The organism is Pseudomonas sp. CROZ-RG-20F-R04-15 (assembly GCF_022662375.1).
Lineage (GTDB): Bacteria > Pseudomonadota > Gammaproteobacteria > Pseudomonadales > Pseudomonadaceae > Aquipseudomonas.
This window is the reverse complement of the sequence record NZ_JAKNQL010000004.1, coordinates 231,866-256,731: the sequence shown is the minus strand read 5'-3', so window position 1 is coordinate 256,731 and position 24,866 is coordinate 231,866. Positions and strand designations below refer to the sequence as shown.

Sequence of the window (24,866 nt, the reverse complement as noted above, 5' to 3'; positions counted from 1 at the left end):
TAAACGGCTTTGCTTTACGTTAACGGCTCGAACCTGCGCTGTATACCGCGATTCACTCGCAATAGATTGGCACAGACAATTTGCTAGACGAGTCGACCCGATTCGAGGTCACGGAGTTCCTTCCTTGCTGATGCGTGAAACCCCAGTTGTGATTGATGGCCCGGTGGGTCAACTTGAGTCTCTGTACCTGGACAACGAGCAGCCGCGCGGCATCGCGCTGATCTGCCATCCGAACCCGGTGCAGGGCGGCACCATGCTCAACAAGGTTGTCTCGACCTTGCAGCGCACCGCGCGCGACGCGGGCCTGATCACCTTGCGCTTCAACTATCGCGGCGTCGGCGCCAGCGAAGGTTCCCACGACATGGGCACCGGTGAAGTCGATGACGCCCAGGCTGCCGCCGCATGGCTGCGCGAGAAACACCCGGATCTGCCGTTGACCCTGTGCGGTTTTTCCTTCGGTGGGTTTGTTGCAGCAAGTCTCGGCGGTCGTCTCGAAGCCCAAAGCGTGCAGCTCAAGCACCTGTTCATGGTCGCGCCGGCAGTCATGCGTCTGGGCGAGCAGGATCAACTGCCGCAACATGGCGAACTCACCGTGATCCAGCCAGAAACCGACGAAGTCATCGATCCGCAGCTGGTTTACGACTGGTCTGACAAACTCCAGCGCCCCCATGAGCTGCTGAAAGTGGCAGAATGCGGACACTTTTTTCATGGCAAGCTGACCGATCTCAAGGATCTGCTCCTGCCGCGTCTCTCGAATTGATTGCAGTCTGACAAGCGATTACCCATGACGAACCGTACCCGCATCCTCACCGGCATCACTACCACCGGCACGCCGCACCTGGGCAACTACGCCGGCGCCATCCGCCCGGCGATCCTCGCCAGCCGCGACAGCAATGCCGATTCGTTCTACTTTCTGGCCGACTACCACGCCCTGATCAAATGCGATGACCCGCTGCGCATCCAGCGCTCGCGTCTGGAAATCGCCGCGACCTGGCTGGCCGGTGGCCTCGATGTCGACCGCGTGACCTTCTACCGCCAGTCCGACATCCCGGAAATCCCTGAGCTGACCTGGCTGCTGACCTGTGTCGCCGCCAAAGGCCTGCTCAACCGCGCGCACGCCTACAAGGCCTCGGTGGACAAGAACGTCGAAACCGGTGAAGACCCGGATGCCGGCATCACCATGGGGCTCTACAGCTATCCGGTGCTGATGGCGGCGGACATCCTGATGTTCAACGCGCACAAGGTGCCGGTCGGTCGTGATCAGATCCAGCACGTTGAAATGGCCCGCGATATCGGCCAGCGTTTCAACCACCTGTTCGGTCAGGGCAAAGAATTCTTCACCATGCCCGAAGCGCTGATCGAAGAAAGCGTGGCGACGTTGCCAGGCCTCGACGGTCGCAAGATGTCGAAGAGCTACGACAACACCATTCCGCTGTTCTCCAGCGCCAAAGAGATGAAGGATGCGATCTCGCGGATCGTCACCGACTCCAAAGCGCCAGGCGAAGCGAAAGACCCGGACAACTCGCACTTGTTCACCCTGTTCCAGGCCTTCGCCACGCCAGCGCAGGCTGACGAGTTCCGTAGCGAATTGTTGGGCGGTCTGGGTTGGGGCGAGGCGAAGAACCGTCTGTTCCAGTTGCTCGATAACGATCTCGGTGAAGCGCGCGACAAGTATCACCAGTTGATCGAGCGTCCGGCGGATCTGGAAGACATCCTGCAGATCGGTGCGAAAAAGGCCCGTGCCGTGGCAACGCCGTTCCTCAACGAACTGCGCGAAGCCGTCGGCCTGCGCTCCTTCGTCAATCAGGTTCAGGTTGCTGCGACGACCAAAAAGAAAGCCGCGAAAGCCGCGCGTTTCGTCAGCTTCCGTGAGGACGACGGCAGCTTCCGTTTCCGCATGTTGAACGCTGATGGCGAGCAAATGTTGCTGTCTCGTAATTTTGCTGACGGTAGAACCGCAGGAAGTTTTAGCAAGCTACTGCAGGCGGATGAGCAGGTAGAGGTACGCGTCGAAGCATTGAGCTTCAGCGTATGGATAGGTGGCATTGCAGTCGCTGACAGCCCGGCGTTCGCCGACGCTGCTGCGCGGGACGCGGCCATCGAGGCGCTGCGCGTCGCGCTGACCCCGGTTCAGGACTAATCGGCGGCACGGTCCGACCAAGGGCCGATTGCCATTCCCACGGGCCGTCGCTACAGTGACGGCCCGTTTTTGTTGCCTTGCTAACGAATTATGACGCCCCTAGAACGATACCAAGCTGATCTGAAACGCCCGGACTTCTTCCATGACGCCGCGCAGGAGACTGCTGTGCGTCATTTGCAGCGTCTGTACGACGATCTGATCGCCGCCGATCAAAACAAGCCGGGTCTGCTGAGCAAGCTGTTCGGCAAGAAGGATCAGACGCCGGTCAAGGGCCTGTACTTCTGGGGCGGCGTGGGTCGCGGCAAAACTTACCTGGTCGACACCTTCTTCGAAGCGCTGCCGTTCAAGGAAAAGACCCGCACCCACTTCCACCGCTTCATGAAGCGCGTGCACGAAGAGATGAAAACCCTCGGCGGCGAGAAAAACCCGCTGACCATCATCGCCAAGCGTTTTTCCGACGAGTCGCGAGTGATCTGCTTCGATGAATTCTTCGTTTCCGACATCACCGACGCGATGATCCTCGGCACGCTGATGGAAGAGTTGTTCAAGAACGGCGTGACCCTGGTCGCAACGTCGAACATCGTTCCGGACGGTCTGTACAAGGACGGTCTGCAACGTGCACGCTTCCTGCCGGCGATTGCGCTGATCAAGCAGAATACCGAGATCGTCAACGTCGACAGCGGCGTCGACTATCGCCTGCGTCATCTCGAACAAGCGGAGCTGTTCCACTATCCGCTCGACGAAGCCGCTCATGAAAGCCTGCGCAAGAGCTTCAAGGCGCTGACGCCGGAGTGCACGGCTGCGGTCGAAAACGATGTGCTGATCATCGAGAATCGTGAAATCCGTGCCCTGCGTACTTGCGACGACGTGGCCTGGTTCGACTTCCGTGAACTGTGCGACGGTCCGCGTAGCCAGAACGACTACATTGAACTGGGCAAGATCTTCCACGCCGTGTTGCTCAGCGGTGTCGAGCAGATGAGCGTCACCACTGACGACATCGCTCGCCGCTTCATCAACATGGTCGACGAGTTCTACGACCGCAACGTGAAGCTGATCATTTCCGCTGAAGTCGAGCTGAAAGATCTGTACACCGGCGGCCGCTTGAATTTCGAATTCCAGCGCACGCTGAGCCGTCTGCTGGAGATGCAATCGCACGAATTCCTGTCGCGGGCGCACAAGCCTTAAGCAGAATCGCGAAACAAAAAAGGGCCTGCAATTGCAGGCCCTTTTTATTTGCACTGAATATCCCCTGTGGGAGTGAGCCTGCTCGCGAAGACGGTGTGTCAGCCAACAATCTTGTTGAATGTGAAACCGAATTCGCGAGCAGGCTCGCTCCCACAGGGGTACTGCGCTGTTCTGGGAGGGTTACGCAGCCTGCTGAAACTGCTGCCGATACTGGTTCGGCGACAATTCAGTGTGCTGACGGAACAACCGCGCAAAGAAGCTCGCATCGTCGTAACCGACCTCATAACTGATGGTCTTGATGCTCTTGCGGCTGCCCGACAGCAAGCCCTTCGCCGTCTCGATACGCAGGCGTTGCAGATAGTGCAGCGGCTTGTCGCCGGTGGCGGTCTGGAAGCGTCGCATGAAGTTACGGATGCTCATGCCATGCTCGCGGGCTACGTCTTCGAAGCGGAACTTGTCGGCGAAATGCTCTTCGAGCCAGTGCTGGATCTGCAGGATGATTACGTCCTGATGCAGCTTCTGGCCGCCGAAACCGATGCGTCCCGGCGAGTAGCTGCGCTGCACTTCGTAGAGGATGTCGCGGGCCACGGCTTGTGCGACGTTGGCTCCGCAGAAGCGTTCGATCAGGTAGATGTAAAGGTCGCAGGCTGAGGTGGTGCCGCCGGCGCAATACAAGTTGTCGGCATCGGTCAGGTGCTTGTCCTGATTGAGATAGACCTTTGGAAAGCGCTCGGCGAAGGCATTGAAGAAACGCCAGTAGGTGGTCGCTTCCTTGCCGTTGAGCAGGCCAGCCTCGGCCAGCCAGAACACCCCGGTGGCTTCGCCGCACAACACGGCGCCGCGTGAGTGTTGTTCGCGCAGCCACGGCAGGACTTGTGGATAACGGCTGCACAGCGTATCGAAATCGTCCCAGAACGCCGGAAGGATAATGACATCGGCGTTTTCCAGTCCGCCGTCGACCGGCATCACGACGTCACTGAAACTGTTCACCGGTTTGCCGTCGGGGCTGACCAGGCGTGTTTCGAACGCCGGTGTCAGGCCGTGGCCCAATTGTTTGCCATAACGCAGGCTGGCCAGATGGAAGAAATCCTTGGCTTGCATGAGAGTGGAGGCGAAAACCCGGTCGATTGCCAGGATGCTGACGCGCCGCAAGGGCGTGGAGACTTGCTTGGACATAATTCAACTTTTGTTTTGTTTTTATAAGGGAAAGTGGTCACCAGACGGCTGGATCGTCTTATTTTTTGTCGGATGTGTCCAGTGTCCTGTGTCAGAGGGGAGGCTTAGTCTCTGAAGGTCATCTCCCGCCAACAACAAAGAAAGGTGCCGCATGATCCCCAGAACCTTGTTCAGCTCCGAGCACGAATTGTTTCGCGACAGCGTACGAACCTTCCTCGAAAAAGAGGCCGTGCCGTTCCATGCGCAATGGGAGAAACAAGGCTATATCGACCGCAAACTCTGGAACAAGGCAGGCGAGGCGGGGATGCTCTGCTCGCACCTGCCGGAAGAGTACGGCGGGCTGGGGGCGGACTTTCTCTACAGCGCAGTGGTGATCGAAGAGGTCGGTCGATTGGGTTTGACCGGTATTGGTTTCTCGCTGCATTCGGACATTGTCGCGCCGTACATCCTGCATTACGGCAGCGAAGCGCTTAAGCACAAATACCTGCCGAAACTGGTCTCGGGCGAGATGGTCACGGCCATTGCCATGACCGAACCGGGCGCCGGTTCCGATCTGCAAGGTGTGAAGACCACGGCGGTGCTGGACGGTGACGAGTATGTGATCAACGGTTCGAAAACCTTTATAACCAACGGCTTTCTGGCGGATCTGGTGATCGTGGTCGCCAAGACCGACCCGAAGGCCGGCGCCAAGGGCACCAGCCTGTTTCTGGTGGAGGCGAACACGCCGGGCTTCGACAAGGGCAAGCGCCTGGAGAAGGTCGGGATGAAGGCGCAGGACACCTCGGAGCTGTTCTTCCAGGATGTGCGCGTGCCCAAGGAAAACCTCTTGGGGCAGGCCGGCGCAGGGTTCGCTTATCTGATGCAGGAATTGCCACAGGAGCGTCTTACCGTGGCCATCGGCGGTCTGGCATCGGCCGAAGCCGCGCTGCAATGGACGCTTGATTACACCCGTGATCGCAAGGCCTTCGGCAAGGCGATTGCCGATTTCCAGAACACCCGTTTCAAGCTGGCAGAGATGGCCACCGAGATTCAGATCGGCCGAGTGTTCGTCGACAAATGTCTGGAACTGCATCTGCAAGGCAAACTGGATGTGCCAACCGCGGCGATGGCGAAATACTGGGGCACCGACCTGCAATGCAAGGTGCTCGACGAGTGCGTGCAGTTGCATGGCGGTTACGGCTTCATGTGGGAGTACCCGGTGGCCCGGGCGTGGGCGGATGCGCGCGTGCAGCGGATTTATGCCGGCACCAATGAAATCATGAAGGAGATCATTGCGCGCTCGCTCTGATGATCGTTCCCACGCTCTGCGTGGGAACGCCGCCGGGGACGCTCCGCGTTCCGCTTTGAAGGTGATCTGATAGGCCTCTTCGCGAGCAGGCTCGCTCCCACAGGGGATCACCGTACCTGTGGGAGCGAGCCTGCTCGCGAAGCTTTTAACGGTCGATCAAGGCGCAGGATTCGGATGATCCTTGTGAATCGCCTCAATCCCCGCCAGCACTTCATCGGAAAGCTTCAGATCGAAACTGGCAATGTTGCTGTCCAGTTGCTCAAGCGTCGTCGCCCCAATGATATTGCTGGTGACAAACGGTTGCTGAGTCACAAAAGCCAAAGCCATCTGCGCGGGATCCAGACCGTGTTCACGAGCCAGCGCCACGTATCGGCTGCATGCCGCTTCCGATTGCGCGTTGAAATAGCGGCTGAAGCGGCTGTAGAGGCTCAGGCGACCTTTCGGCGGCCGCGCACCACCCTCGTACTTGCCTGACAGGAAACCAAACGCCAGCGGCGAATAAGCGAGCAGACCGCATTGTTCGCGGATGGCGATTTCCGCCAGACCCACCTCGAAGCTGCGGTTGAGCAGGTTGTACGGGTTCTGGATCGACACCGCGCGCGGCCAGCCACGGGCTTCGGCCAGCGCCAGAAAACGCATGGTGCCCCACGGCGTTTCATTGGACAGGCCGATATGGCGGATCTTGCCGGCCTTCACTTGTTCGTCGAGTGCTTCGAGGGTGTCTTCGAGCGGGGTCAGGTTGGCTTCGATCTTGTGTTTGTAGCCCAGCTGTCCGAAAAAGTTGGTGCTGCGCTCCGGCCAGTGCAATTGATAGAGGTCGATGTAGTCGGTCTGCAGGCGCTCGAGGCTGGCATCCACTGCTGCGGTGATGTGCTGGCGGTTATGGCGCAGGTTTTTGTCGCGGATGTAGTCGATGGTGTTGCCCGGGCCGGCGATCTTGCTGGCGAGAATCCAGTCGGCACGGTCGCCGCGACTTTTGAAGTAATTGCCGATGTAGCGCTCGGTGGTGGCGTAGGTTTCGGCTTTTGGCGGCACCGGGTACATCTCGGCGGTGTCGATGAAATTGATCCCGGCCTCTTTGGCGCGTTCAATCTGCGCGAAGGCTTCAGCTTCAGTGTTTTGCTCGCCCCAGGTCATGGTGCCGAGGCAGATTGCACTCACGTTCAGGTCGGTACGGCCTAGCTGGCGATAGTCCATCGGGTGCTCCTTGGGCAAAACAATCATAAAAGCAGGTTGAAATATTTTTCGCAATCTGCATAATTGCCGACCTCTTTCTGCAGTGGAAGTGATGCGCCGCCGCCGAAGAATCTTGCCGTTGAACGGACGCGCCGACCCGAGCCCCCGAAAGCGTCTGTATCCGGCTGCCTTTGACTTGTCAAAGTACGCACTATTCAGTAAGATCCGCCGTCTAATTTACAGGGCGGCCCCTGAGGCTATAAAGAATGAAAACTTTTACTGCTAAACCGGAAACAGTAAAGCGCGACTGGTTTGTCGTCGACGCTGCTGGTCAGACCCTGGGTCGTCTGGCCACCGAAATCGCGAGCCGTCTGCGTGGCAAGCACAAGCCTGAGTACACTCCTCACGTTGACACCGGCGACTACATCGTCGTAATCAACGCTGAGCAGATTCGTGTTACCGGTGCTAAAACCACTGACAAAATGTACTACTCCCACTCCGGTTTCCCGGGCGGCATCAAGTCGATCAACTTTGAAAAGCTGATCGCCAAAGCCCCTGAGCGCGTGATCGAGACCGCGGTTAAAGGCATGCTGCCTAAAAACCCACTGGGTCGCGACATGTACCGTAAGCTGAAAGTCTATGCGGGCGCTGCACACCCACATACTGCTCAGCAGCCCCAAGAACTGAAGTTTTAACGGAATAGTACATTATGTCGGCGACTCAAAATTACGGCACTGGCCGTCGCAAGACCGCAACCGCACGCGTTTTCCTGCGTCCGGGTACTGGTAACATCTCCATCAACAACCGTTCGCTGGAAAACTTCTTCGGCCGTGAAACTGCCCGCATGGTAGTTCGCCAGCCGCTGGAGCTGACTGAGACTGTCGAGAAGTTCGACATCTACGTCACCGTGATCGGCGGTGGTGTAAGTGGTCAAGCTGGCGCAATCCGCCACGGCATCACTCGCGCTCTGATGGACTACGACGAAACCCTGCGTGGCGCTCTGCGCAAAGCTGGCTTCGTTACTCGCGACGCCCGTGAAGTTGAACGTAAGAAAGTTGGTCTGCGTAAAGCGCGTAAGCGTCCGCAGTACTCGAAGCGTTAATTCCGCTTCCACGTTCAAAAAGAACGCCCGCCTCCTCACGGAAGCGGGCGTTTTTTTATGTCTGTGATTTATCAAAGAATTGCGCTGCGACAACTTGCCACTTCCGTAGACCCCCTATACTGCAAGGCTTGAGGGTAAGAGCTCCGGGTAATTCCCTTGTCAGAATTGGGGCTTTTCATTACCATTCGGCAAAATTTTTATAAGTAACATTGATTTATTTAGTAGATGCCTGATTTAACAGGCCACAAAAGCTGATGGGAGAGGACTGAATGAGCAATGACGGCGTGAATGCAGGCCGGCGTCGCTTCTTGGTAGCAGCCACATCCGTGGTGGGTGCTGCAGGAGCGGTGGGGGCTGCGGTCCCGTTCGTGGGGTCATGGTTTCCCAGTGCCAAGGCGAAAGCCGCCGGTGCACCGGTGAAAGTGAATGTCAGCAAAATCGAGCCAGGACAGCAGATGATTGCTGAGTGGCGCGGCCAGCCGGTGTTCATTGTCCGCCGTACTACGGAAATCCTGGGGAATCTCAAGAAGATCGAGGGCCAGCTCTCCGATCCGAACTCCAAAAACTCCACGCAACCCACCTATGTCGACCCTGAAACGCGTTCGATCAAGCCGGAAATTCTGCTGCTGATCGGGATCTGCACGCACCTGGGTTGCTCACCAACCTTCCGTCCCGAAGTGGCACCTGCGGATCTCGGTAAAGACTGGGTTGGTGGCTATTTCTGCCCTTGCCACGGTTCCCACTACGATCTGGCTGGCCGCGTCTACAAGTCGCAACCTGCGCCTTTGAACCTGCCAGTCCCGCCGCATTCCTATGAGACCGATGACCTGATCATCATTGGTACTGATCCGGAGAAAGCGTGATGAGCAAGTTCATGGATTGGGTTGATGCGCGCTTTCCTGCGACCAAGATGTGGGAAGACCATCTCAGCAAGTATTACGCTCCAAAAAACTTCAACTTCTTCTATTTCTTCGGCTCCCTGGCGCTGCTGGTTCTGGTCAATCAGATCGTTACCGGTGTCTGGTTGACGATGAGCTACACCCCGTCAGCGGAAGAAGCCTTCGCTTCCGTTGAATACATCATGCGTGACGTCGAGTACGGCTCGATTCTGCGTCTGCTGCACTCGACCGGCGCTTCGGCGTTTTTCATTGTGGTTTATCTGCACATGTTCCGTGGCTTGCTCTACGGTTCTTACCAGAAGCCGCGCGAGCTGGTCTGGGTCTTCGGCATGCTGATTTACCTGGCGCTGATGGCTGAAGCGTTCATGGGTTACCTGCTGCCGTGGGGCCAGATGTCGTACTGGGGTGCCCAGGTGATCATCTCGCTGTTCGGTGCGATTCCGGTCATCGGCAACGACCTGACCCAGTGGATTCGTGGTGACTACCTGATCTCCGGGATCACCCTGAACCGCTTCTTCGCCTTGCACGTTGTTGCGCTGCCGATCGTGATTCTCGGTCTGGTGGTGCTGCACATTCTGGCGTTGCATGAAGTGGGTTCGAACAACCCTGACGGCGTCGACATCAAGAAGCACAAAGACGAAAACGGCATCCCGCTGGACGGCATTGCCTTCCACCCGTACTACACCGTGAAGGATATTGTCGGTGTCGTAGTGTTCCTGTTTATCTTCTGCTTTATCGTGTTCTTCTTCCCGGAAATGGGCGGTTATTTCCTCGAAAAACCAAACTTCGAGCAAGCCAACCCGTTCAAGACGCCAGAACACATTGCCCCGGTTTGGTACTTCACGCCGTTCTACGCAATCCTGCGTGCAATCCCGGACAAACTCATGGGCGTTATCGCTATGGGGGCGGCGATTGCGGTGCTGTTCGTGTTGCCATGGCTCGATCGCAGTCCGGTCAAATCGATGCGCTATAAAGGCTGGATGAGCAAAATCTGGCTGCTGGTGTTCTGCATTTCGTTCGTGATTCTCGGCGTTCTTGGTGTGCTTGCGCCGACGCCGGAGCGAACCTTGCTGTCGCAGGTCTGCACCTTCCTGTACTTCGCCTACTTCATTCTGATGCCGTTCTACACCAGGCTCGAGAAGACCAAACCGGTTCCGGAAAGGGTGACTGGCTGATGAAAAAGTTATTTTTTGCTCTGATTTTTGCTGCGTTGCCTGTGCTGTCTTTCGCCGCTGAACACGGTGGTCCGGAGCTGGAAAAAGTCGACATCGATGTCTCCGACAAAGCTGCCTTGCAGGACGGTGCGCGCACCTTCGCCAACTATTGCATGGGGTGCCACAGTGCCAAGTTCCAGCGTTACGAGCGCGTTGCCGATGATCTCGGTGTGCCGCACGAACTGATGCTGGAGAAGCTGGTGTTCACCGGCGCCAAGATCGGTGATCACATGACCATCGGGATGCAGCCGGCGGACGCCAAGACCTGGTTCGGCGCGGCACCACCGGATCTGACTCTGGTCGCTCGTGTGCGTGGCACTGATTGGCTCTACGGTTACCTGAAGTCGTTCTACGAAGATCCGGCACGCCCATGGGGTGTGAACAACAAGGTCTTCCCGAACGTCGGCATGCCTAACGTGCTGGTCGGCCTGCAGGGTCGTCAGGTCGTGGGCTGCAAGCAAGTGCAGATCGTCGAAGACGGCAAGAAGCAATATGATCCGCTGACCGGTACGCCTCTGACTCATGAAGCGTGTGATCAGCTGACCATCGTGCCGAAATCCGGCGCTCTGAACGAAGAGCAGTTCGATGAGAAGGTCAAGAATCTGGTAACCTTCCTGGCTTACTCGGCTAACCCGGTTAAGCTGCAACATCAGCGCATCGGTACTTATGTCTTGCTGTACCTGGCGTTCTTCTTTGTGTTCGCCTACCTGCTCAAGCGTGAATACTGGAAAGACGTGCACTGATACGCTTCAAGCATTGCTGTTAATCGCGCGCGCCCAAGGGCGCCTCCGATAGCGCAACATCTGGTCCGCCAGGTGTTGCGGGAGGCGCCCTCTGGGCGCGCGCGTTTTTCCGGTTCCGACAAATTCAACAAGCGAGGAGGATCGCCATGGGCGTGACCAATCGGTTGGCCTGTTACTCCGACCCCGCCGACCACTATTCCCACCGAGTGCGCATTGTGCTTGCAGAGAAGGGTGTCAGCGCCGAGATCATTTATGTGGAAGCTGGTCGCCAGCCGCCTAAACTGATTGAGGTAAACCCTTACGGCAGTCTGCCGACGCTGGTCGATCGTGACCTGGCGTTGTGGGAGTCGACCGTGGTGATGGAATATCTGGATGAGCGTTACCCGCATCCGCCATTGATGCCGGTTTACCCGGTGGCGCGTGCCAACAGCCGTTTGCTGATTCATCGTATTCAGCGCGACTGGTGTGGTCTGGTGGATCTGATTCTGGATCCCAAGTCCAAGGAGGCCGCGCGAGTCGTGGCGCGCAAGGAATTGCGTGAAAGCCTGACGGGCGTGTCGCCATTGTTTGCCGACAAGCCGTTTTTCCTCAGTGAGGAACAAAGTCTGGTGGATTGCTGCCTATTGCCAATACTCTGGCGTTTGCCGATTCTGGGTATTGAACTGCCGCGGCCAGCCAAGCCGCTGCTTGATTATATGGAGCGCTCGTTTGCGCGTGAGGCTTTCCAGGCGAGTCTGTCTGGTGTCGAACGCGATATGCGCTAAGGCTTAAGGAGCCGCTATGAACTCCAGTCGACCTTATCTGGTCCGCGCGCTCTACGAGTGGATTGTTGATAACGATTGCACCCCGCACATGCTGGTCAATTCCGAATACCCGGCGGTGCAGGTGCCGCAGGGTTTCGCCAGTGACGGCCAGATCGTCCTGAACATCTCGCCAAGTGCCGTGCGTCATCTGCACATGGACAACGACGTGGTGACCTTCGAGGGTCGCTTCGGTGGTGTTCCGCACAGCTTGTACGTGCCGATCAGCGCGATTCTGGGTATTTATGCCCGGGAGAACGGTCAAGGCATGGTGTTCGATCTCGAGTCACCGATGGATGACGAAGAAGAGATCGAGGCGGATGACGACTTGCCGCCACCGGACAGTGAGCCACCGCGCCCTAGCGGCCGGCCTAGTTTGAAAGTGGTGAAGTAATAAAAAAGGCGATCCGGATGGATCGCCTTTTTTGTGTGCGCGTTTCGGCTGTCAGTCGATGTATTCGAACAGCTTGACGATTTTCTGTACGCCGGAAACACCCTGAACCAGGTTGGTCGCCTGAGTGGCTTCCTGTTTGGTCAGCAGACCCAGCAGATAGACGATGCCGTTCTCGGTCACGACCTTGATGCGCGAACCGGGAATGCTGGCGTCGGTGAGCATCTGGGTTTTGATCTTGGAGGTCAGCCAGGTGTCGTTCTGGCGCGCCAGGAAGCCGGAGGGCGGTATGACTTGCAGTTCGTTGTGAACGGTTTTCACCCGCTGGACGGCTGCTGCCGCTTGTTCAGCCTTGGCTTTCAAATCTGCGCGAGGCGTTTGACCGGCCAGCAATACCACGCCGTTAAAACTGGTGACGACGATGTGCGAATCGTTGTCCAGGGCCGGGTCGGCTTTGGCCACGTTTACGCCCACTTTGGTTTCGATCAACGAGTCGTCGATCTTGCTGCCGAAGGTGCGGGTACCGCGGTCGTCATCGATCGGTGCTTCACGGCTGGCGTTCACCACCGAGGTGCAGCCGCTGATGCCGAGGCACAGGGTCAAGGCCAGAAGGCCAAGGCGATTAGGGGTCATTCTTCACTCCCGAACAGTTGGCTGTCGATCAGATCGCAAAGGCAATGGATCGCCAGCAAGTGGACTTCTTGAATACGTGCAGTGACATTGGCCGGTACGCGAATCTCGACGTCCTCGGGCAACAGCAGCGACGCCATGCCGCCGCCATCGCGTCCGGTCAAAGCTACGACAATCATTTCGCGATCATGTGCGGCCTGGATCGCTTGAATAATGTTTGCCGAGTTACCGCTGGTCGAAATCGCCAGCAAGACGTCGCCCGGCTGACCGAGCGCGCGGATCTGTTTGGAGAATATTTCGTTGTAGCTGTAGTCGTTGGCGATCGAGGTGATCGTCGAGGTGTCGGTGGTCAGGGCGATAGCCGGCAGGCTCGGGCGCTCGCGCTCGAAGCGGTTGAGCAGCTCCGAAGAGAAGTGCTGGGCATCACCGGCCGAGCCGCCATTGCCGCACGAAAGCATTTTGCCCTCGTTGAGCAGGGCGTTGACCATGATCTGGCTGGCTTGCTCGATGTGCGGTGCAAGTACGTCCATCGCCTGTTGCTTGGTGTCGATACTGGCCTGGAAAAGCTGGCGAATTCGGGATTGCATGTCCATCTGTGTGACCTTAAGTAGCGCGGCTGTCCGGCACATGAATGTGCAGCCCGCAAAGCAAAGAGCAAAATTTGTCGGTGGGATTGTCCGGGTCGCAACGCCGACGATCAACTGTCGAAAGCATTCTGCAACCAGTTCAGCTGATCCGGATGGCTGTCGATGGCCACCACGTCGAAGCGGCAAGGGGAATTGGCCCAACGCGACTCGCGCTGAAGAAAATACTGCGCAGCGAAAATCAGTTTCTGCTGCTTGCGCTCATCGATGCTAGCGAGCGCGCCACCCCATTGAGTGTTTTTTCTGTAGCGAACTTCAACGAATACTACTGTATCGCCATCAAGCATGACCAGATCAAGCTCGCCGCGTTTACAAAACCAGTTCTGCGCCAGCAAACGCAGACCTTGTTGTTGCAGATGCTCGAGCGCTTGGCGCTCGGCATCCTTGCCGCTTTGCGAGCGTGACCTGTCGGGCATTAGCGCGGGGTGTCCGGCAGGCGCTGAACCTGGCCGCTGACGAACTGCGCCCAAGGCAACTGACGCACAACGCGTTGAGTCTGGGTCATGCCGAGGCTGCCCGACTCACCGTCGATGCGGCTGTCCGGCAGAGCCTTGAGTTGACCCAGGCGCGGTGCCAGGCGGTAGGCATCGACACCCATCGCGTACAGGCGACCGAGGCTGCCGGCGGCTTGCGGCCATTGTGCAACCACTTGCTGACGCAGTGGATCGCTGTTGTCCAGCAGCCACGGCGTTTCGCAGAAGCGAATGCCGTTCATGTCGTTGTACTGGTTGACGTCGCCGCTGGCGCTGTAAACGTGCGAAGTCGCGTAAACCGGAACATCGCCTGCGTATTGGAAGTTCAGGGTCGGCTTGATCTGCTGCGCCTGTTGCGGCGTGGCGGCCAGGAAGATGAATTCGATGTCCTGACGACGCGACGGCTGCGCTGCTACGTTGGTACCGGCAGCATTCTGCAGGCTCTTGGCGCGGGCTTCGCTTTGGCGCAGCTGGAACATGTCGGCAATCTGCTGGGCCAGTTGCACCGGCTGATCAACGCGTTCGGTGGCGACGATGCTGCCACCGTTAGCCTGCCAGTCCTGGCTGAATGCGCGCAGGACGCGGTCGCCCCATTCGCCTTTCGGCACCATGATCGCAGCGCGGTGCAGACCATCGGCACGGGCACGGCGCGAGACTTCGCGGGCTTCGTCTTCGGCGGCCAGACCAAACTGGAAGAGTTGCGCCGGGCCTTGATCGCCTTCGCTGTAGTTCAGCGCGAGGGTGGTGATCGGCAGTTGCGGACGGGTGCTCAGTTGTTTGACCAGTGGTTTTTCCAGCGGTCCGACGACCAGTTGCACGCCGTCAGCCTGAGCCTTGCGGTAGAACTCGTCCATCGAAGTCAGTTTCGAGCTGTCGTAGAACTCGATCGCTGGCGGCTTCTGTCCGGCCTGCTGCGCCTGATAGTGCGCAGCCATGAAGCCTTCACGCAGTGCCTTGCCAACGGCGGCCAGTGGACCGTCTTGTGGCAGCAGCAGGGCGATCTTGCTCAGCGGCTGGCTGGCCAGTTCCTTGAGTTTGGTCAGCGGCAGCGGCAGGTTGATTGCGGCCGGGTGCTTTGGATTCTGCGCGCGCCAGGTGTCGATCGCGGCTTGCTGCTGTTCCAGAGTGCCGGCAGATTTCACTGCCATGGCCAGGCCCATCCAGCCGCCGAGGTCGTCGGTGGTGTTGGGTTGCAGCTGGTCGGTCGGCAGCGAGCCGATCAGGGTCCAGATCGCTTCGTGGTTCTTGCTCGCGGCTTCGCCTTGCAGCATCGGTGCGATGAATACGCGCTCGCGAGCGGCAGCCAGTGTCTGGCCGTCGGCTTCAAGGGCGCGGGCATGCACGGTGCCGGTGCGCACTTGCTGCTCTTCAGGCATCTCGCCCAGGTGTTGCAGGCTTGGATGGCTCAGGGCAGTCAGCGCAGCTTTCGGCTGATTGCGGGTCATGGCCAGTTCGGCATTCAGCGTGCTGGCAAAAATCTGCTGGCCTGGCTTGAGTTGCTCCATCGGCACTTGTTGCAGGATCTGCGCAGACTGACCGGCATTGCCCTGGCGGTAAGCCAGATCCGCAGCGCTGAGGCGCAACAGAGCGGCTTTTTCCGGGGTTTTCGCCTGGGTCGCCTGTTCGAGCAGTTGCTCGATGCTGGCATCCGGGGTCCGTGGAAGTTCGCCAAGGCTGGAGGAAGGGGAGCTGGCGCAAGCCGCCAACAGGGCAGCGAGGCAGAGGGCAGTGAACAGCCGCAGGCAAGCGATCATGTAAGTGTTCCTGATACTCGATCAAATTAGCGTCGAATTGTACCCAAGCACTGGCCGGGGCGCGATGTTAGTGGCGTGAAACGGACAATTTAGCTGGAGTAAATGTTGCGGCGGCGCACAACTGCGTACAAAACCGGGCTCGGCTTGAACGCATCGCAAGTCTCGTGACGCGCTACAATGGCCGCTTTTACCGATCACGAGGTGTGCGCTTTGACTGCTCCAGGTTCCCTGAATTCCGCTGCTGGCTCGCTTTATGTGGTGGCGACGCCCATCGGCAACCTGGACGACATCAGCGCCCGGGCCCTGAAAATCCTTCGTGAAGTGGCACTGATCGCTGCCGAAGACACTCGCCACTCGGCGCGCCTGATGCAGCATTTCGGGATTGCCACGCCGCTGGCCGCTTGTCACGAACATAACGAAAGAGATGAAGGTAGCCGCTTTATTACCCGTTTGTTGGCGGGCGATAACGTCGCGCTGATTTCCGATGCGGGGACGCCACTGATTTCCGATCCGGGTTATCACTTGGTGCGTCAGGCCCGCGCGGCCGGGATCAACGTAGTCCCGGTGCCTGGCGCCTGTGCGCTTATCGCGGCGCTGTCGGCGGCCGGACTGCCGTCTGACCGTTTCATCTTCGAAGGTTTTCTGCCGGCCAAATCGGTCGGGCGCAAGGCGCGACTGGAAGCTGTTAAAGAAGAGCCGCGCACGCTGATCTTCTATGAAGCTCCGCATCGCATCCTTGAATGCCTGCAGGATATGGAAGAAGTGTTTGGTGGTGAGCGTCAGGCATTGCTCGCCCGTGAAATCACCAAAACCTTTGAAACGCTCAAGGGCCTGCCTTTGGCTGAGTTGCGCGCGTTCGTCGAGTCGGATAGCAATCAGCAGCGCGGCGAATGCGTCGTGCTGGTGGCCGGATGGACTGCGCCAGAGTCTGAAGATGCAGTCAGCAGCGAGGCGATGCGCATCCTCGAGCTGCTGCTCGAAGAAATGCCGCTCAAGCGCGCCGCCGCGTTGGCAGCGCAGATCACCGGCGAACGCAAAAACGTGCTGTATCAGGTCGCGCTGGAGAAACAGAAAGGCGTGTAAGCCGTCGCCCATAGCGGTCTTGAGGCTTTTAGCGCTTGTTCTTCAGGCGCTCTGCCGTTAACCTTCGCGGCGGAGAGTCGATCGGACAGTCGCTGCCCTCTATGAAAATTAGGGGGGGGAGGAAAGTCCGGGCTCCATAGGGCGAAGTGCCAGGTAATGCCTGGGAGGCGTGAGCCTACGGAAAGTGCCACAGAAAATAACCGCCTAAGCGCTCAAGCGCCGGTAAGGGTGAAAAGGTGCGGTAAGAGCGCACCGCACGTCTGGCAACAGTTCGTGGCTAGGTAAACCCCACTTGGAGCAAGACCAAATAGGGTCCCAAGGCGTGGCCCGCGCTGGGACCGGGTAGGTTGCTAAAGATGTCCAGTGATGGCCATCGTAGACGAATGACTGTTCAAGACAGAACCCGGCTTACAGATCGACTCTCCACCTTTTTCTTTCCCTGCTTGAATCAATGGCAACAGGGCTGTGTAATATCAGCAGGCCTGCTCTGAAAGTTCGGCAGCGGCAAACGCAGTAATAGCCATTTCCCACCTTGCTTCAATCATCAGCAGAAGCGCTTTTGTAATACCGAAAAAATCTTACTCTTAACAAATCACTTTAACTTTCGAGCGCAGCTATCAGTGCTGCATCAAGTTATGGGTCGAAAGTCTGCGCCAGATTGTCGTTACACCTCCTTTTAAGCTCCTAAATCTCCGTTCTGTAAGGGTTTTCCTTTAATCCGCGCCTTGACGGTGTGGTGGGCGCATTCCTATAGTGTGCGCAAGTGGCGGAAAGTGGCATGAAGTGGGTTTTTTGAGCTCAAAACGATAAAAATTGGAGAAACGCAGACGTGTTTCGCGGAGCTAACGCTATCAGTCTCGACGCAAAGGGCCGTCTCGCCATGCCGAGCCGGTACCGTGACGAGCTCGATTCGCGCAGTTCGGGCCAATTGATCGTGACCATTGATGCCGTTGATCCATGTCTGTGTGTCTATCCGCTCGACGAGTGGGAAATTATTGAAACCAAGTTGCGCGCGCTTCCTTCGCTTCGCGAAGAGAACCGTCGCCTGCAACGTTTGCTGATTGGTAATGCCGTCGACCTCGAACTCGATGGCAGTGGTCGTTTTCTGGTTCCACCGCGTCTGCGCGAATACGCCAAGCTCGATAAGCGCGCAATGCTGGTAGGCCAACTGAACAAGTTCCAATTGTGGGACGAGGATGCATGGAACGCGGTATCTGCCGCTGACCTTGCTGCTATTCAACAACCGGGCGCGATGCCTGATGAACTGCGTGATTTGATCCTGTGACTATTGATAGCGGCTTTAACCACATCACCGTACTGCTTGACGAAGCCGTCGAGGCTCTCGCCGTACGTCCTGATGGCTGCTATCTGGACGGAACGTTCGGGCGCGGCGGACACAGCCGGCTGATCCTCAGCCAGCTCGGCACGGACGGTCGGCTCATCGGATTCGACAAAGATCCTCAAGCGATTGCCACCGGGCAAACGCTAGCGGCCGAAGACGGCCGCTTTGTCGTTGTGCAGCGCAGCTTTGCCGAGCTCGGTTCGGTGGTCGCCGAACAAGGTCTGAGTGGCAAGGTCAGCGGCATTCTGCTCGACCTCGGCGTGTCTTCGCCGCAGCTCGACGACGCTGAGCGCGGCTTCAGTTTCCTCAACGACGGCCCGCTGGACATGCGCATGGATCCGTCCCGTGGCATCAGCGCTGCCGAATTCGTCAACACCGCGCCGGCTGAGGAAATCGCCCGGGTGTTCAAGGAATACGGCGAAGAACGTTTCTCCGGTCGCATGGCTCGCGCTGTCGCCGAGCGTCGCGACATCAAGCCGTTCGAGCGCACTGCCGATCTGGCCGAAGTATTGAAAGTCGCCAACCCGGCATGGGAAAAGGGCAAGAACCCGGCCACCCGTGCATTCCAGGGTTTGCGCATTCACGTCAACAACGAACTGGGCGATCTGGAAGCCGGCCTCGAAGCCGCACTGGATGCTCTGGAAATCGGCGGCCGTCTGGTGGTGATCAGCTTCCACTCGCTGGAAGACCGTATCGTCAAACTGTTCATGCGCAAACTGGTGAAAGGCGAAGCCGACAACCTGCCGCGCAACCTGCCGGTTCGCCACGTCGCGTTCGAACCGAAAATCAAAGTCCATGGCAAAGCGCAGACGGCCTCCGACGCCGAACTCAAAGCCAACCCACGTTCCCGTAGCGCCGTCATGCGCGTCGCGGAGAAGTTGCGGTGAGCAAGCTTTTCGCCAAGCCATTGCCCGGCGGCAGCTTTCTGATGCTGCTGCTGTTCATCGGCGTGCTCGTCTCGGCCATCGCCGTGTCGTACAGCGCGCACTGGAACCGGCAGTTGCTCAACACTCTTTACAACGAACTCAGCGTGCGCGACAAGGCGCAGGCCGAGTGGGGCCGCCTGATTCTCGAACAGAGCACCTGGACCGCGCACAGCCGCATCGAAGTGCTGGCCACCGAACAACTGAAAATGCACATTCCCGGCGCGGCTGACGTGAAGATGGTGGCGCCATGATGAAACTCGAAGGCGCACTGTTCCCATGGCGCTTCCGCCTGATGGTGGCGCTGCTCGGCGTGATGGTCGCGGCGATCTGCTGGCGCATCATCGACCTGCAAGTGGTTGACCGTGACTTCCTCAAAGGTCAGGGCGACGCGCGCAGTCTGCGTCACATTCCGATTCCGGCTCACCGTGGTCTGATCACCGACCGTAACGGCGAGCCTTTGGCCGTGAGTACCCCGGTGACCACACTGTGGGCCAACGCCAAGGAAATGCAGACGGCGAAAGAGAAGTGGCCGGCACTCGCTGCCGCGCTGGGGCAAGATCCGAAAGCCCTGACCGAACGCCTCGAAGCCCAGGCCAACAAAGAATTCATTTACCTGGTGCGCGGGTTGACCCCCGAGCAGGGCCAGGCTGTGCTCGACCTGAAAGTGCCGGGCGTTTATGGCATCGAAGAATTCCGCCGGTTCTACCCGGCCGGTGAAGTCACCGCACACATGGTCGGGTTTACCGACATCGATGACCACGGTCGCGAAGGTGTCGAACTCGCTTATGACGAATGGCTTGCCGGGGTGCCCGGCAAGCGGCAGGTCATCAAGGATCGGCGCGGTCGGCTGATCAAGGATGTTCAGGTCACCAAAAACGCCAAGGCCGGCAAGCCCTTGGCGTTGTCCATTGACCTGCGTTTGCAATACCTGGCCAACCGCGAACTGCGTAACGCAATCATCGAGAACGGCGCCAAGGCCGGCAGTCTGGTGATCATGGACGTCAAGACCGGCGAGATTCTGGCCATGGTCAACCAGCCGACCTACAACCCGAACAACCGTCGCAACCTGCAACCGGCGATGATGCGTAACCGCGCGATGATCGACGTGTTCGAACCGGGTTCGACCATGAAAGCCATCTCGATGAGCGCCGCGATCGAAACCGGTCGCTGGAAACCGAGCGACACCGTCGAGGTGTATCCGGGTTCCCTGCAGATCGGCAAGTACACGATCAAGGACGTTTCCAGGACTGAAGGCCCGGTGCTCGATCTGACCGGCATTCTGATCAATTCCAGTAACGTCGGCATGAGTAAGGTCGCCTTCGATATCGGCGGCGAAACGATTTTCCGCCTCGCACAGAAAGTCGGTCTCGGTCAGGACACCGGCCTCGGCTTCCCGGGCGAGCGTGTCGGCAACCTGCCGAACTATCGCGAGTGGCGCAAGGCTGAAACCGCGACGCTGTCCTATGGCTACGGTATTTCCGTGACCGCGATTCAGCTGGTTCACGCGTTCTCGGCGCTGGCCAACAATGGTCGCCTCGCACCGCTGACCCTGATCAAAACCGACAAGATGCCGCAGACCACCCAAGTGCTGCCGGAAGCCGTGGCGAAAACCATGCAAGGCATGCTGACCCAAGTGATCGAGGCGCCGCGCGGCGTATTCCGTGCGCAGGTGCCGGCGTATCACGTGGCGGGCAAATCGGGTACTGCGCGCAAGACCTCGGTGGGCACCAAGGGCTACGCCGAAAACTCTTACCGCTCACTGTTCGCCGGTTTCGGCCCGATGAGCGATCCGCGTTACGCGATTGTGGTGGTGATCGATGAGCCGTCCAAGGCCGGTTACTTCGGTGGTCTGGTATCGGCGCCGGTGTTCAGCCGCGTGATGTCCGGCACCCTGCGCCTGATGAACGTCACGCCGGACAACTTGCCGACGACGCAACAAGCCAACGCCACCCCGGTCGTTCCGCTGAAAGCCAATGGAGGGCGCGGCTGATGTCATTAAGTCTGAACAAGATATTCCCCCACGCCGGCCACGATCTGTTGATCCGTGAATTGGCGCTGGACAGCCGCAACGTGCGCGCGGGCGATCTGTTTCTCGCCGTGCCCGGCGGCAAATTCGATGGCCGTGCGCACATTGCTGACGCACTGCAACGCGGTGCTGCGGCTGTAGCTTATGAAGTCGAAGGCGCCACCGTGCTGCCGATCACTGACGTGCCGCTGATTCCGGTCAAAGGTCTGGCGGCACAGTTGTCGGATATCGCCGGGCGTTTTTACGGTGAGCCGAGCCATCACCTGAATCTGATCGGCGTGACTGGTACCAACGGTAAAACCAGCGTGACCCAATTGGTTGCGCAGGCACTGGATCTGCTCGGCCAGCATTGTGGCATCGTCGGAACCTTGGGTTCCGGCTTCTATGGCGCACTGGAAAGCGGTTTGCACACCACGCCGAATCCGATTGCCGTGCAAGCGACTTTGGGCGACCTGAAAAAGGCCGGCGCCAAAGCCGTGGCCATGGAAGTCTCGTCCCACGGTCTGGATCAGGGCCGCGTCACTGCACTGGCGTTCGATGTCGCGGTGATGACCAACCTGTCCCGCGATCACCTGGATTATCACGGCACCATGCAGGCGTACGCCGAGGCCAAGGCCAAGCTGTTCGCCTGGAATGACCTGAAGTGCCGCGTGGTCAACCTCGACGACGATTTCGGCCGGCAACTGGCCGCTGAAAAACGTGAATCGCGCTTGATTACCTACAGCCTGCTCGACAGCAGCGCCTACCTGTATTGCCGCGAAGCGCAGTTCGACGACCACGGCGTGCGCGCCACGCTGGTCACGCCGCAGGGCGAACATCATCTGCGCAGCACGCTGCTCGGCCGTTTCAACCTGAGCAACGTGCTGGCGGCGGTCGGCGCGCTGCTCGGTCTGGATTACGCGCTCGACGAAATTCTCAAAGTGCTGCCGAAACTCGAAGGCCCGGCCGGGCGCATGCAGCGTCTCGGTGGTGGTACGCAGCCGTTGGTGGTGGTCGATTACGCCCACACCCCGGACGCGCTGGAAAAAGTCCTGACCGCGCTGCGCCCGCACGTCAAAGGTCAACTGCTGTGCCTGTTCGGCTGCGGCGGCGACCGTGATCGCGGCAAGCGTCCGTTGATGGCTGAAGTAGTTGAGCGTCTTGCCGATCAGGTGCTGGTCACCGACGACAACCCGCGCACCGAAGATCCAGCGGTGATTTTCGACGACATCCGCGCCGGTTTCACGGCTGTGGATAAAGTCACTTTCGTCGCCGGCCGTGGTCAGGCGATTGCACAACTGATTGCCGGCGCGTCCGCCGATGACGTGATTGTCCTGGCCGGTAAAGGTCACGAGGACTATCAGGAAATCAACGGCGAGCGCCACGCTTTCTCCGATCTGGTCGAGGCTGATCACGCCCTGACCGCGTGGGAGGTGGCCCATGCTTAAGGCTTTGAAACTCAGCGAACTGACCAACGCGCTCGATGCCCGTTTGATCGCGGCTGATGCCAGTTTTGACGGCGTCAGCATCGACAGTCGTGCAATTCAGCCTGGCCAACTGTTCATTGCCCTGACCGGTCCGCGTTTCGACGGTCATGACTATTTGAATGACGTCGCTGCCAAAGGCGCCGTGGCTGCGCTGGTCGAGCGTGAAGTCGCCGACAGCACGCTGCCGCAACTGCTGGTCAAGGACACCCGTCAGGCCCTCGGCCAGTTGGGTGCGCTGAACCGTGCCGCCTTCACCCAGCCTGTCGTCGCGATCACTGGCTCCAGCGGCAAGACCACGGTCAAGGAAATGCTCGCGAGCATCCTGCGCACGCGCGGCCCGGTACTCGCCACCCGTGGCAATCTGAACAACGACCTCGGCGCACCGCTGACCCTGCTCGAACTGTCCCCGGAGCACACTTCGGCGGTGATCGAACTGGGTGCTTCGCGTCTCGGCGAAATTGCTTACACAGTCGGGCTGACCAAGCCGCACGTGGCGATCCTCAACAATGCCGGCACCGCGCACGTCGGTGAGTTTGGCGGGCCGGAAAAAATCGTCGAAGCCAAAGGTGAAATCATCGACGGGCTCGCGGCCGACGGTGTCGCCGTGCTCAATCTCGATGACAAGGCTTTCGGTATCTGGAAGACCCGTGCCGGCGCGCGCAAAGTGCTGACCTTCGCCCTGAGCAACACTCAGGCGGATTTCCATGCCAGCGATCTGACCACCGATGCGCGTGGTTGCCCGGCCTTCAATCTGCACACACCTGAAGGTGTCGAACGCGTTCAACTGAACCTGCTCGGCACCCACAACGTCGCCAATTCCATGGCCGCCGCCGCTGCCGCGCACGCCTTGGGCGTGTCGCTGTTCGGCATCGCCACCGGGCTTGGCGCCGTGCAACCGGTCAAGGGCCGCACTGTCGCGCAACTGGCGAAAAACGGCATGCGCGTGATTGATGACACTTACAACGCAAACCCCACCTCGATGTGCGCGGCCGTTGATATACTCGCCGGCTTTTCCGGCCGCACCGTCCTGGTGCTCGGAGATATCGGCGAGTTGGGCGATTGGGCGGAGCAGGGGCACCGCGACGTGGGCGAGTACGCCCGTGGCAAGGTTTCCGCGCTTTATGCCGTTGGGCCAAACATGGTTCACGCCGTAAACGCTTTCGGTGAACAGGCGCATCACTTCGGCACGCAAGCCGAACTGATTCAGGCCCTCGACGCCGAGCAGGACACAAACACCACCATTTTGATCAAGGGTTCGCGCAGTGCAGCGATGGAAAACATCGTTGCGGCTCTGTGCGGGTCCAGTCTGGAGAAACATTAATGCTGCTGCTGCTAGCGGAGTATCTGCAACAGTTCTACAAAGGCTTCGCGGTCTTTCAGTACCTGACCCTGCGCGGGATTCTCGGTGTACTGACCGCGCTGGTTTTGTCGCTGTGCTATGGCCCGTGGATGATCCGCACCCTGCAGAACCGTCAGATCGGTCAATCCGTTCGTAACGACGGTCCGCAATCGCACCTGTCCAAGTCGGGCACCCCGACCATGGGCGGCGCGCTGATTCTCTCTTCGATCGGCGTCAGCACCCTGCTTTGGGCTGACCTGAGCAACCGTTATGTCTGGACTGTTCTGCTGGTGACCCTGCTGTTCGGCGCCATTGGCTGGGTCGACGATTACCGCAAAGTCATCGAGAAAAACTCCCGTGGCCTGCCGAGCCGCTGGAAGTATTTCTGGCAATCGGTGTTCGGCCTCGGCGCGGCGATCTTCCTTTATATGACCGCTTCCACGCCGGTGGAAACCACGCTGATTCTGCCGATGCTCAAGGATTACAGCATTCCGCTGGGCCTCGGTTTTATCGTGCTGACTTACTTTGTGATCGTCGGTTCGAGCAACGCGGTCAACCTGACTGACGGCCTCGACGGTCTGGCGATCATGCCAACCGTGATGGTTGGTGGTGGCCTCGGCATCTTCTGCTACCTGTCGGGTAACGTGAAATTCGCTGAATATCTGTTGATTCCTTATGTGCCGGGCGCGGGCGAGCTGATTGTGTTCTGCGGTGCGCTGATCGGTGCCGGGCTGGGCTTCCTCTGGTTCAACACTTACCCAGCGCAAGTGTTCATGGGTGACGTCGGCGCACTGGCACTCGGCGCGGCACTGGGCACCATCGCGGTGATCGTCCGTCAGGAAATCGTCCTGTTCATCATGGGCGGCGTGTTCGTGATGGAAACCCTGTCAGTCGTCATTCAGGTTGCGTCCTTTAAGCTGACCGGTCGCCGTGTGTTCCGCATGGCACCGATACACCACCATTTTGAACTCAAGGGCTGGCCCGAGCCGCGCGTGATCGTCCGTTTCTGGATCATCACCGTGATTCTCGTGCTTGTCGGCCTTGCCACCCTGAAGCTGAGGTAGAACGA

Annotated in this window: 25 protein-coding genes and 1 other RNA gene; 20 read left to right on the top strand and 6 right to left on the bottom strand. The window is 58.8% G+C overall.

Annotated elements, in window-relative coordinates; genetic code table 11:
* Nucleotides 1–130 precede the first annotated feature (130 nt).
* From L8H52_RS08985 to zapE, 3 genes are all read left to right on the top strand, one after another.
* Entirely contained in the window at nucleotides 131–760 is a 630-nt protein-coding gene (locus tag L8H52_RS08985; RefSeq protein ID WP_242206803.1) for an alpha/beta fold hydrolase, read from the top strand.
* Between the two features lie 24 nt (nucleotides 761–784).
* The gene (locus tag L8H52_RS08980; protein ID WP_242206802.1) at nucleotides 785–2,140 is read left to right on the top strand and encodes a tryptophan--tRNA ligase; all 1,356 of its coding nucleotides are present in this window, start codon (nucleotides 785–787) and stop codon (nucleotides 2,138–2,140) included.
* A 90-nt stretch (nucleotides 2,141–2,230) separates the two neighbouring features.
* Nucleotides 2,231–3,325: a cell division protein ZapE gene (zapE, locus tag L8H52_RS08975; RefSeq protein WP_242206801.1), complete on the top strand. Its 1,095-nt coding sequence runs from the start codon at nucleotides 2,231–2,233 to the stop codon at nucleotides 3,323–3,325.
* Nucleotides 3,326–3,505: 180 nt separating this feature from the next.
* Here the strand turns inward: zapE and L8H52_RS08970 are convergent, their stop codons facing one another.
* Nucleotides 3,506–4,402 carry a GlxA family transcriptional regulator gene (locus tag L8H52_RS08970; RefSeq protein ID WP_242206864.1) on the bottom strand — a complete coding sequence of 299 codons (897 nt, stop codon included), beginning with the start codon at nucleotides 4,400–4,402 and terminating at the stop codon, nucleotides 3,506–3,508.
* A gap of 250 nt (nucleotides 4,403–4,652) precedes the next feature.
* Here L8H52_RS08970 and L8H52_RS08965 point away from each other — a divergent pair, with 250 nt between their 5' ends.
* Nucleotides 4,653–5,789 carry an acyl-CoA dehydrogenase family protein gene (locus L8H52_RS08965; RefSeq protein ID WP_007917034.1) on the top strand — a complete coding sequence of 379 codons (1,137 nt, stop codon included), beginning with the start codon at nucleotides 4,653–4,655 and terminating at the stop codon, nucleotides 5,787–5,789.
* A gap of 156 nt (nucleotides 5,790–5,945) precedes the next feature.
* On the opposite strand, the gene L8H52_RS08960 is transcribed toward L8H52_RS08965, so the two are convergent.
* Nucleotides 5,946–6,986, bottom strand: a complete 1,041-nt coding sequence (locus L8H52_RS08960; protein WP_007917033.1) for an NADP(H)-dependent aldo-keto reductase — start codon at nucleotides 6,984–6,986, stop codon at nucleotides 5,946–5,948.
* A gap of 245 nt (nucleotides 6,987–7,231) precedes the next feature.
* Between L8H52_RS08960 and rplM the strand changes: the two genes are divergently transcribed.
* The 7 genes from rplM to L8H52_RS08925 all read left to right on the top strand — a co-directional run bounded on the left by rplM (nucleotide 7,232) and on the right by L8H52_RS08925 (nucleotide 12,117).
* Nucleotides 7,232–7,660 carry a 50S ribosomal protein L13 gene (gene rplM, locus L8H52_RS08955; protein WP_007917032.1) on the top strand — a complete coding sequence of 143 codons (429 nt, stop codon included), beginning with the start codon at nucleotides 7,232–7,234 and terminating at the stop codon, nucleotides 7,658–7,660.
* A 14-nt stretch (nucleotides 7,661–7,674) separates the two neighbouring features.
* A complete protein-coding gene (gene rpsI / locus L8H52_RS08950; RefSeq protein ID WP_008080273.1) occupies nucleotides 7,675–8,067 on the top strand; it encodes a 30S ribosomal protein S9 in 393 nt (130 codons plus the stop codon).
* A gap of 269 nt (nucleotides 8,068–8,336) precedes the next feature.
* The gene (gene petA, locus L8H52_RS08945) at nucleotides 8,337–8,930 is read left to right on the top strand and encodes a ubiquinol-cytochrome c reductase iron-sulfur subunit (protein WP_242206800.1); all 594 of its coding nucleotides are present in this window, start codon (nucleotides 8,337–8,339) and stop codon (nucleotides 8,928–8,930) included.
* Nucleotides 8,930–10,141 carry a cytochrome bc complex cytochrome b subunit gene (locus L8H52_RS08940; protein ID WP_186624761.1) on the top strand — a complete coding sequence of 404 codons (1,212 nt, stop codon included), beginning with the start codon at nucleotides 8,930–8,932 and terminating at the stop codon, nucleotides 10,139–10,141. Before petA ends, L8H52_RS08940 begins: the two co-directional genes overlap by 1 nt.
* Nucleotides 10,141–10,923 carry a cytochrome c1 gene (locus tag L8H52_RS08935; RefSeq protein WP_008080280.1) on the top strand — a complete coding sequence of 261 codons (783 nt, stop codon included), beginning with the start codon at nucleotides 10,141–10,143 and terminating at the stop codon, nucleotides 10,921–10,923. The genes L8H52_RS08940 and L8H52_RS08935 overlap by 1 nt, the downstream gene beginning before the upstream one ends.
* A 146-nt stretch (nucleotides 10,924–11,069) precedes the next feature.
* Nucleotides 11,070–11,687, top strand: a complete 618-nt coding sequence (locus tag L8H52_RS08930) for a glutathione S-transferase N-terminal domain-containing protein (RefSeq protein ID WP_007917025.1) — start codon at nucleotides 11,070–11,072, stop codon at nucleotides 11,685–11,687.
* Between the two features lie 16 nt (nucleotides 11,688–11,703).
* Nucleotides 11,704–12,117, top strand: coding sequence for a ClpXP protease specificity-enhancing factor (locus tag L8H52_RS08925; RefSeq protein WP_064120489.1), 414 nt, complete (start codon nucleotides 11,704–11,706; stop codon nucleotides 12,115–12,117).
* A 51-nt stretch (nucleotides 12,118–12,168) separates the two neighbouring features.
* Here the strand turns inward: L8H52_RS08925 and L8H52_RS08920 are convergent, their stop codons facing one another.
* The 4 genes from L8H52_RS08920 to L8H52_RS08905 all read right to left on the bottom strand — a co-directional run bounded on the left by L8H52_RS08920 (nucleotide 12,169) and on the right by L8H52_RS08905 (nucleotide 15,615).
* Nucleotides 12,169–12,747: a BON domain-containing protein gene (locus L8H52_RS08920; protein ID WP_007917023.1), complete on the bottom strand. Its 579-nt coding sequence runs from the start codon at nucleotides 12,745–12,747 to the stop codon at nucleotides 12,169–12,171.
* Nucleotides 12,744–13,337, bottom strand: a complete 594-nt coding sequence (locus L8H52_RS08915; protein ID WP_242206799.1) for a phosphoheptose isomerase — start codon at nucleotides 13,335–13,337, stop codon at nucleotides 12,744–12,746. Before L8H52_RS08915 ends, L8H52_RS08920 begins: the two co-directional genes overlap by 4 nt.
* A 104-nt stretch (nucleotides 13,338–13,441) precedes the next feature.
* Nucleotides 13,442–13,804 (bottom strand): YraN family protein, encoded by a 363-nt coding sequence (locus L8H52_RS08910; RefSeq protein WP_127929715.1) that lies wholly within the window; start codon nucleotides 13,802–13,804, stop codon nucleotides 13,442–13,444.
* A complete protein-coding gene (locus L8H52_RS08905; RefSeq protein ID WP_242206798.1) occupies nucleotides 13,804–15,615 on the bottom strand; it encodes a penicillin-binding protein activator in 1,812 nt (603 codons plus the stop codon). The genes L8H52_RS08910 and L8H52_RS08905 overlap by 1 nt, the downstream gene beginning before the upstream one ends.
* Before the next feature lie 177 nt (nucleotides 15,616–15,792).
* On the opposite strand from L8H52_RS08905, the gene rsmI reads away from it, so the two are divergent.
* The 9 genes from rsmI to mraY all read left to right on the top strand — a co-directional run bounded on the left by rsmI (nucleotide 15,793) and on the right by mraY (nucleotide 24,861).
* On the top strand, nucleotides 15,793–16,698 hold the full coding sequence (rsmI, locus tag L8H52_RS08900) for a 16S rRNA (cytidine(1402)-2'-O)-methyltransferase (protein WP_242206797.1): 906 nt from the start codon (nucleotides 15,793–15,795) through the stop codon (nucleotides 16,696–16,698).
* A 73-nt stretch (nucleotides 16,699–16,771) separates the two neighbouring features.
* An RNA gene (rnpB, locus tag L8H52_RS08895) (RNase P RNA component class A) lies at nucleotides 16,772–17,125 on the top strand.
* 402 nt (nucleotides 17,126–17,527) lie between these two features.
* The gene (mraZ, locus tag L8H52_RS08890) at nucleotides 17,528–17,983 is read left to right on the top strand and encodes a division/cell wall cluster transcriptional repressor MraZ (protein WP_007917012.1); all 456 of its coding nucleotides are present in this window, start codon (nucleotides 17,528–17,530) and stop codon (nucleotides 17,981–17,983) included.
* A 2-nt stretch (nucleotides 17,984–17,985) separates the two neighbouring features.
* Nucleotides 17,986–18,927 carry a 16S rRNA (cytosine(1402)-N(4))-methyltransferase RsmH gene (gene rsmH / locus L8H52_RS08885; protein WP_085989806.1) on the top strand — a complete coding sequence of 314 codons (942 nt, stop codon included), beginning with the start codon at nucleotides 17,986–17,988 and terminating at the stop codon, nucleotides 18,925–18,927.
* Entirely contained in the window at nucleotides 18,924–19,217 is a 294-nt protein-coding gene (gene ftsL, locus L8H52_RS08880; protein WP_007917008.1) for a cell division protein FtsL, read from the top strand. The genes rsmH and ftsL overlap by 4 nt, the downstream gene beginning before the upstream one ends.
* On the top strand, nucleotides 19,217–20,956 hold the full coding sequence (locus L8H52_RS08875; RefSeq protein ID WP_242206863.1) for a penicillin-binding protein 2: 1,740 nt from the start codon (nucleotides 19,217–19,219) through the stop codon (nucleotides 20,954–20,956). The genes ftsL and L8H52_RS08875 overlap by 1 nt, the downstream gene beginning before the upstream one ends.
* Nucleotides 20,956–22,419, top strand: a complete 1,464-nt coding sequence (locus L8H52_RS08870) for a UDP-N-acetylmuramoyl-L-alanyl-D-glutamate--2,6-diaminopimelate ligase (RefSeq protein ID WP_242206796.1) — start codon at nucleotides 20,956–20,958, stop codon at nucleotides 22,417–22,419. The genes L8H52_RS08875 and L8H52_RS08870 overlap by 1 nt, the downstream gene beginning before the upstream one ends.
* Nucleotides 22,412–23,779, top strand: a complete 1,368-nt coding sequence (gene murF / locus L8H52_RS08865; RefSeq protein ID WP_242206795.1) for a UDP-N-acetylmuramoyl-tripeptide--D-alanyl-D-alanine ligase — start codon at nucleotides 22,412–22,414, stop codon at nucleotides 23,777–23,779. Before L8H52_RS08870 ends, murF begins: the two co-directional genes overlap by 8 nt.
* Nucleotides 23,779–24,861: a phospho-N-acetylmuramoyl-pentapeptide-transferase gene (gene mraY, locus L8H52_RS08860; protein ID WP_008082775.1), complete on the top strand. Its 1,083-nt coding sequence runs from the start codon at nucleotides 23,779–23,781 to the stop codon at nucleotides 24,859–24,861. Before murF ends, mraY begins: the two co-directional genes overlap by 1 nt.
* Nucleotides 24,862–24,866: the final 5 nt, after the last annotated feature.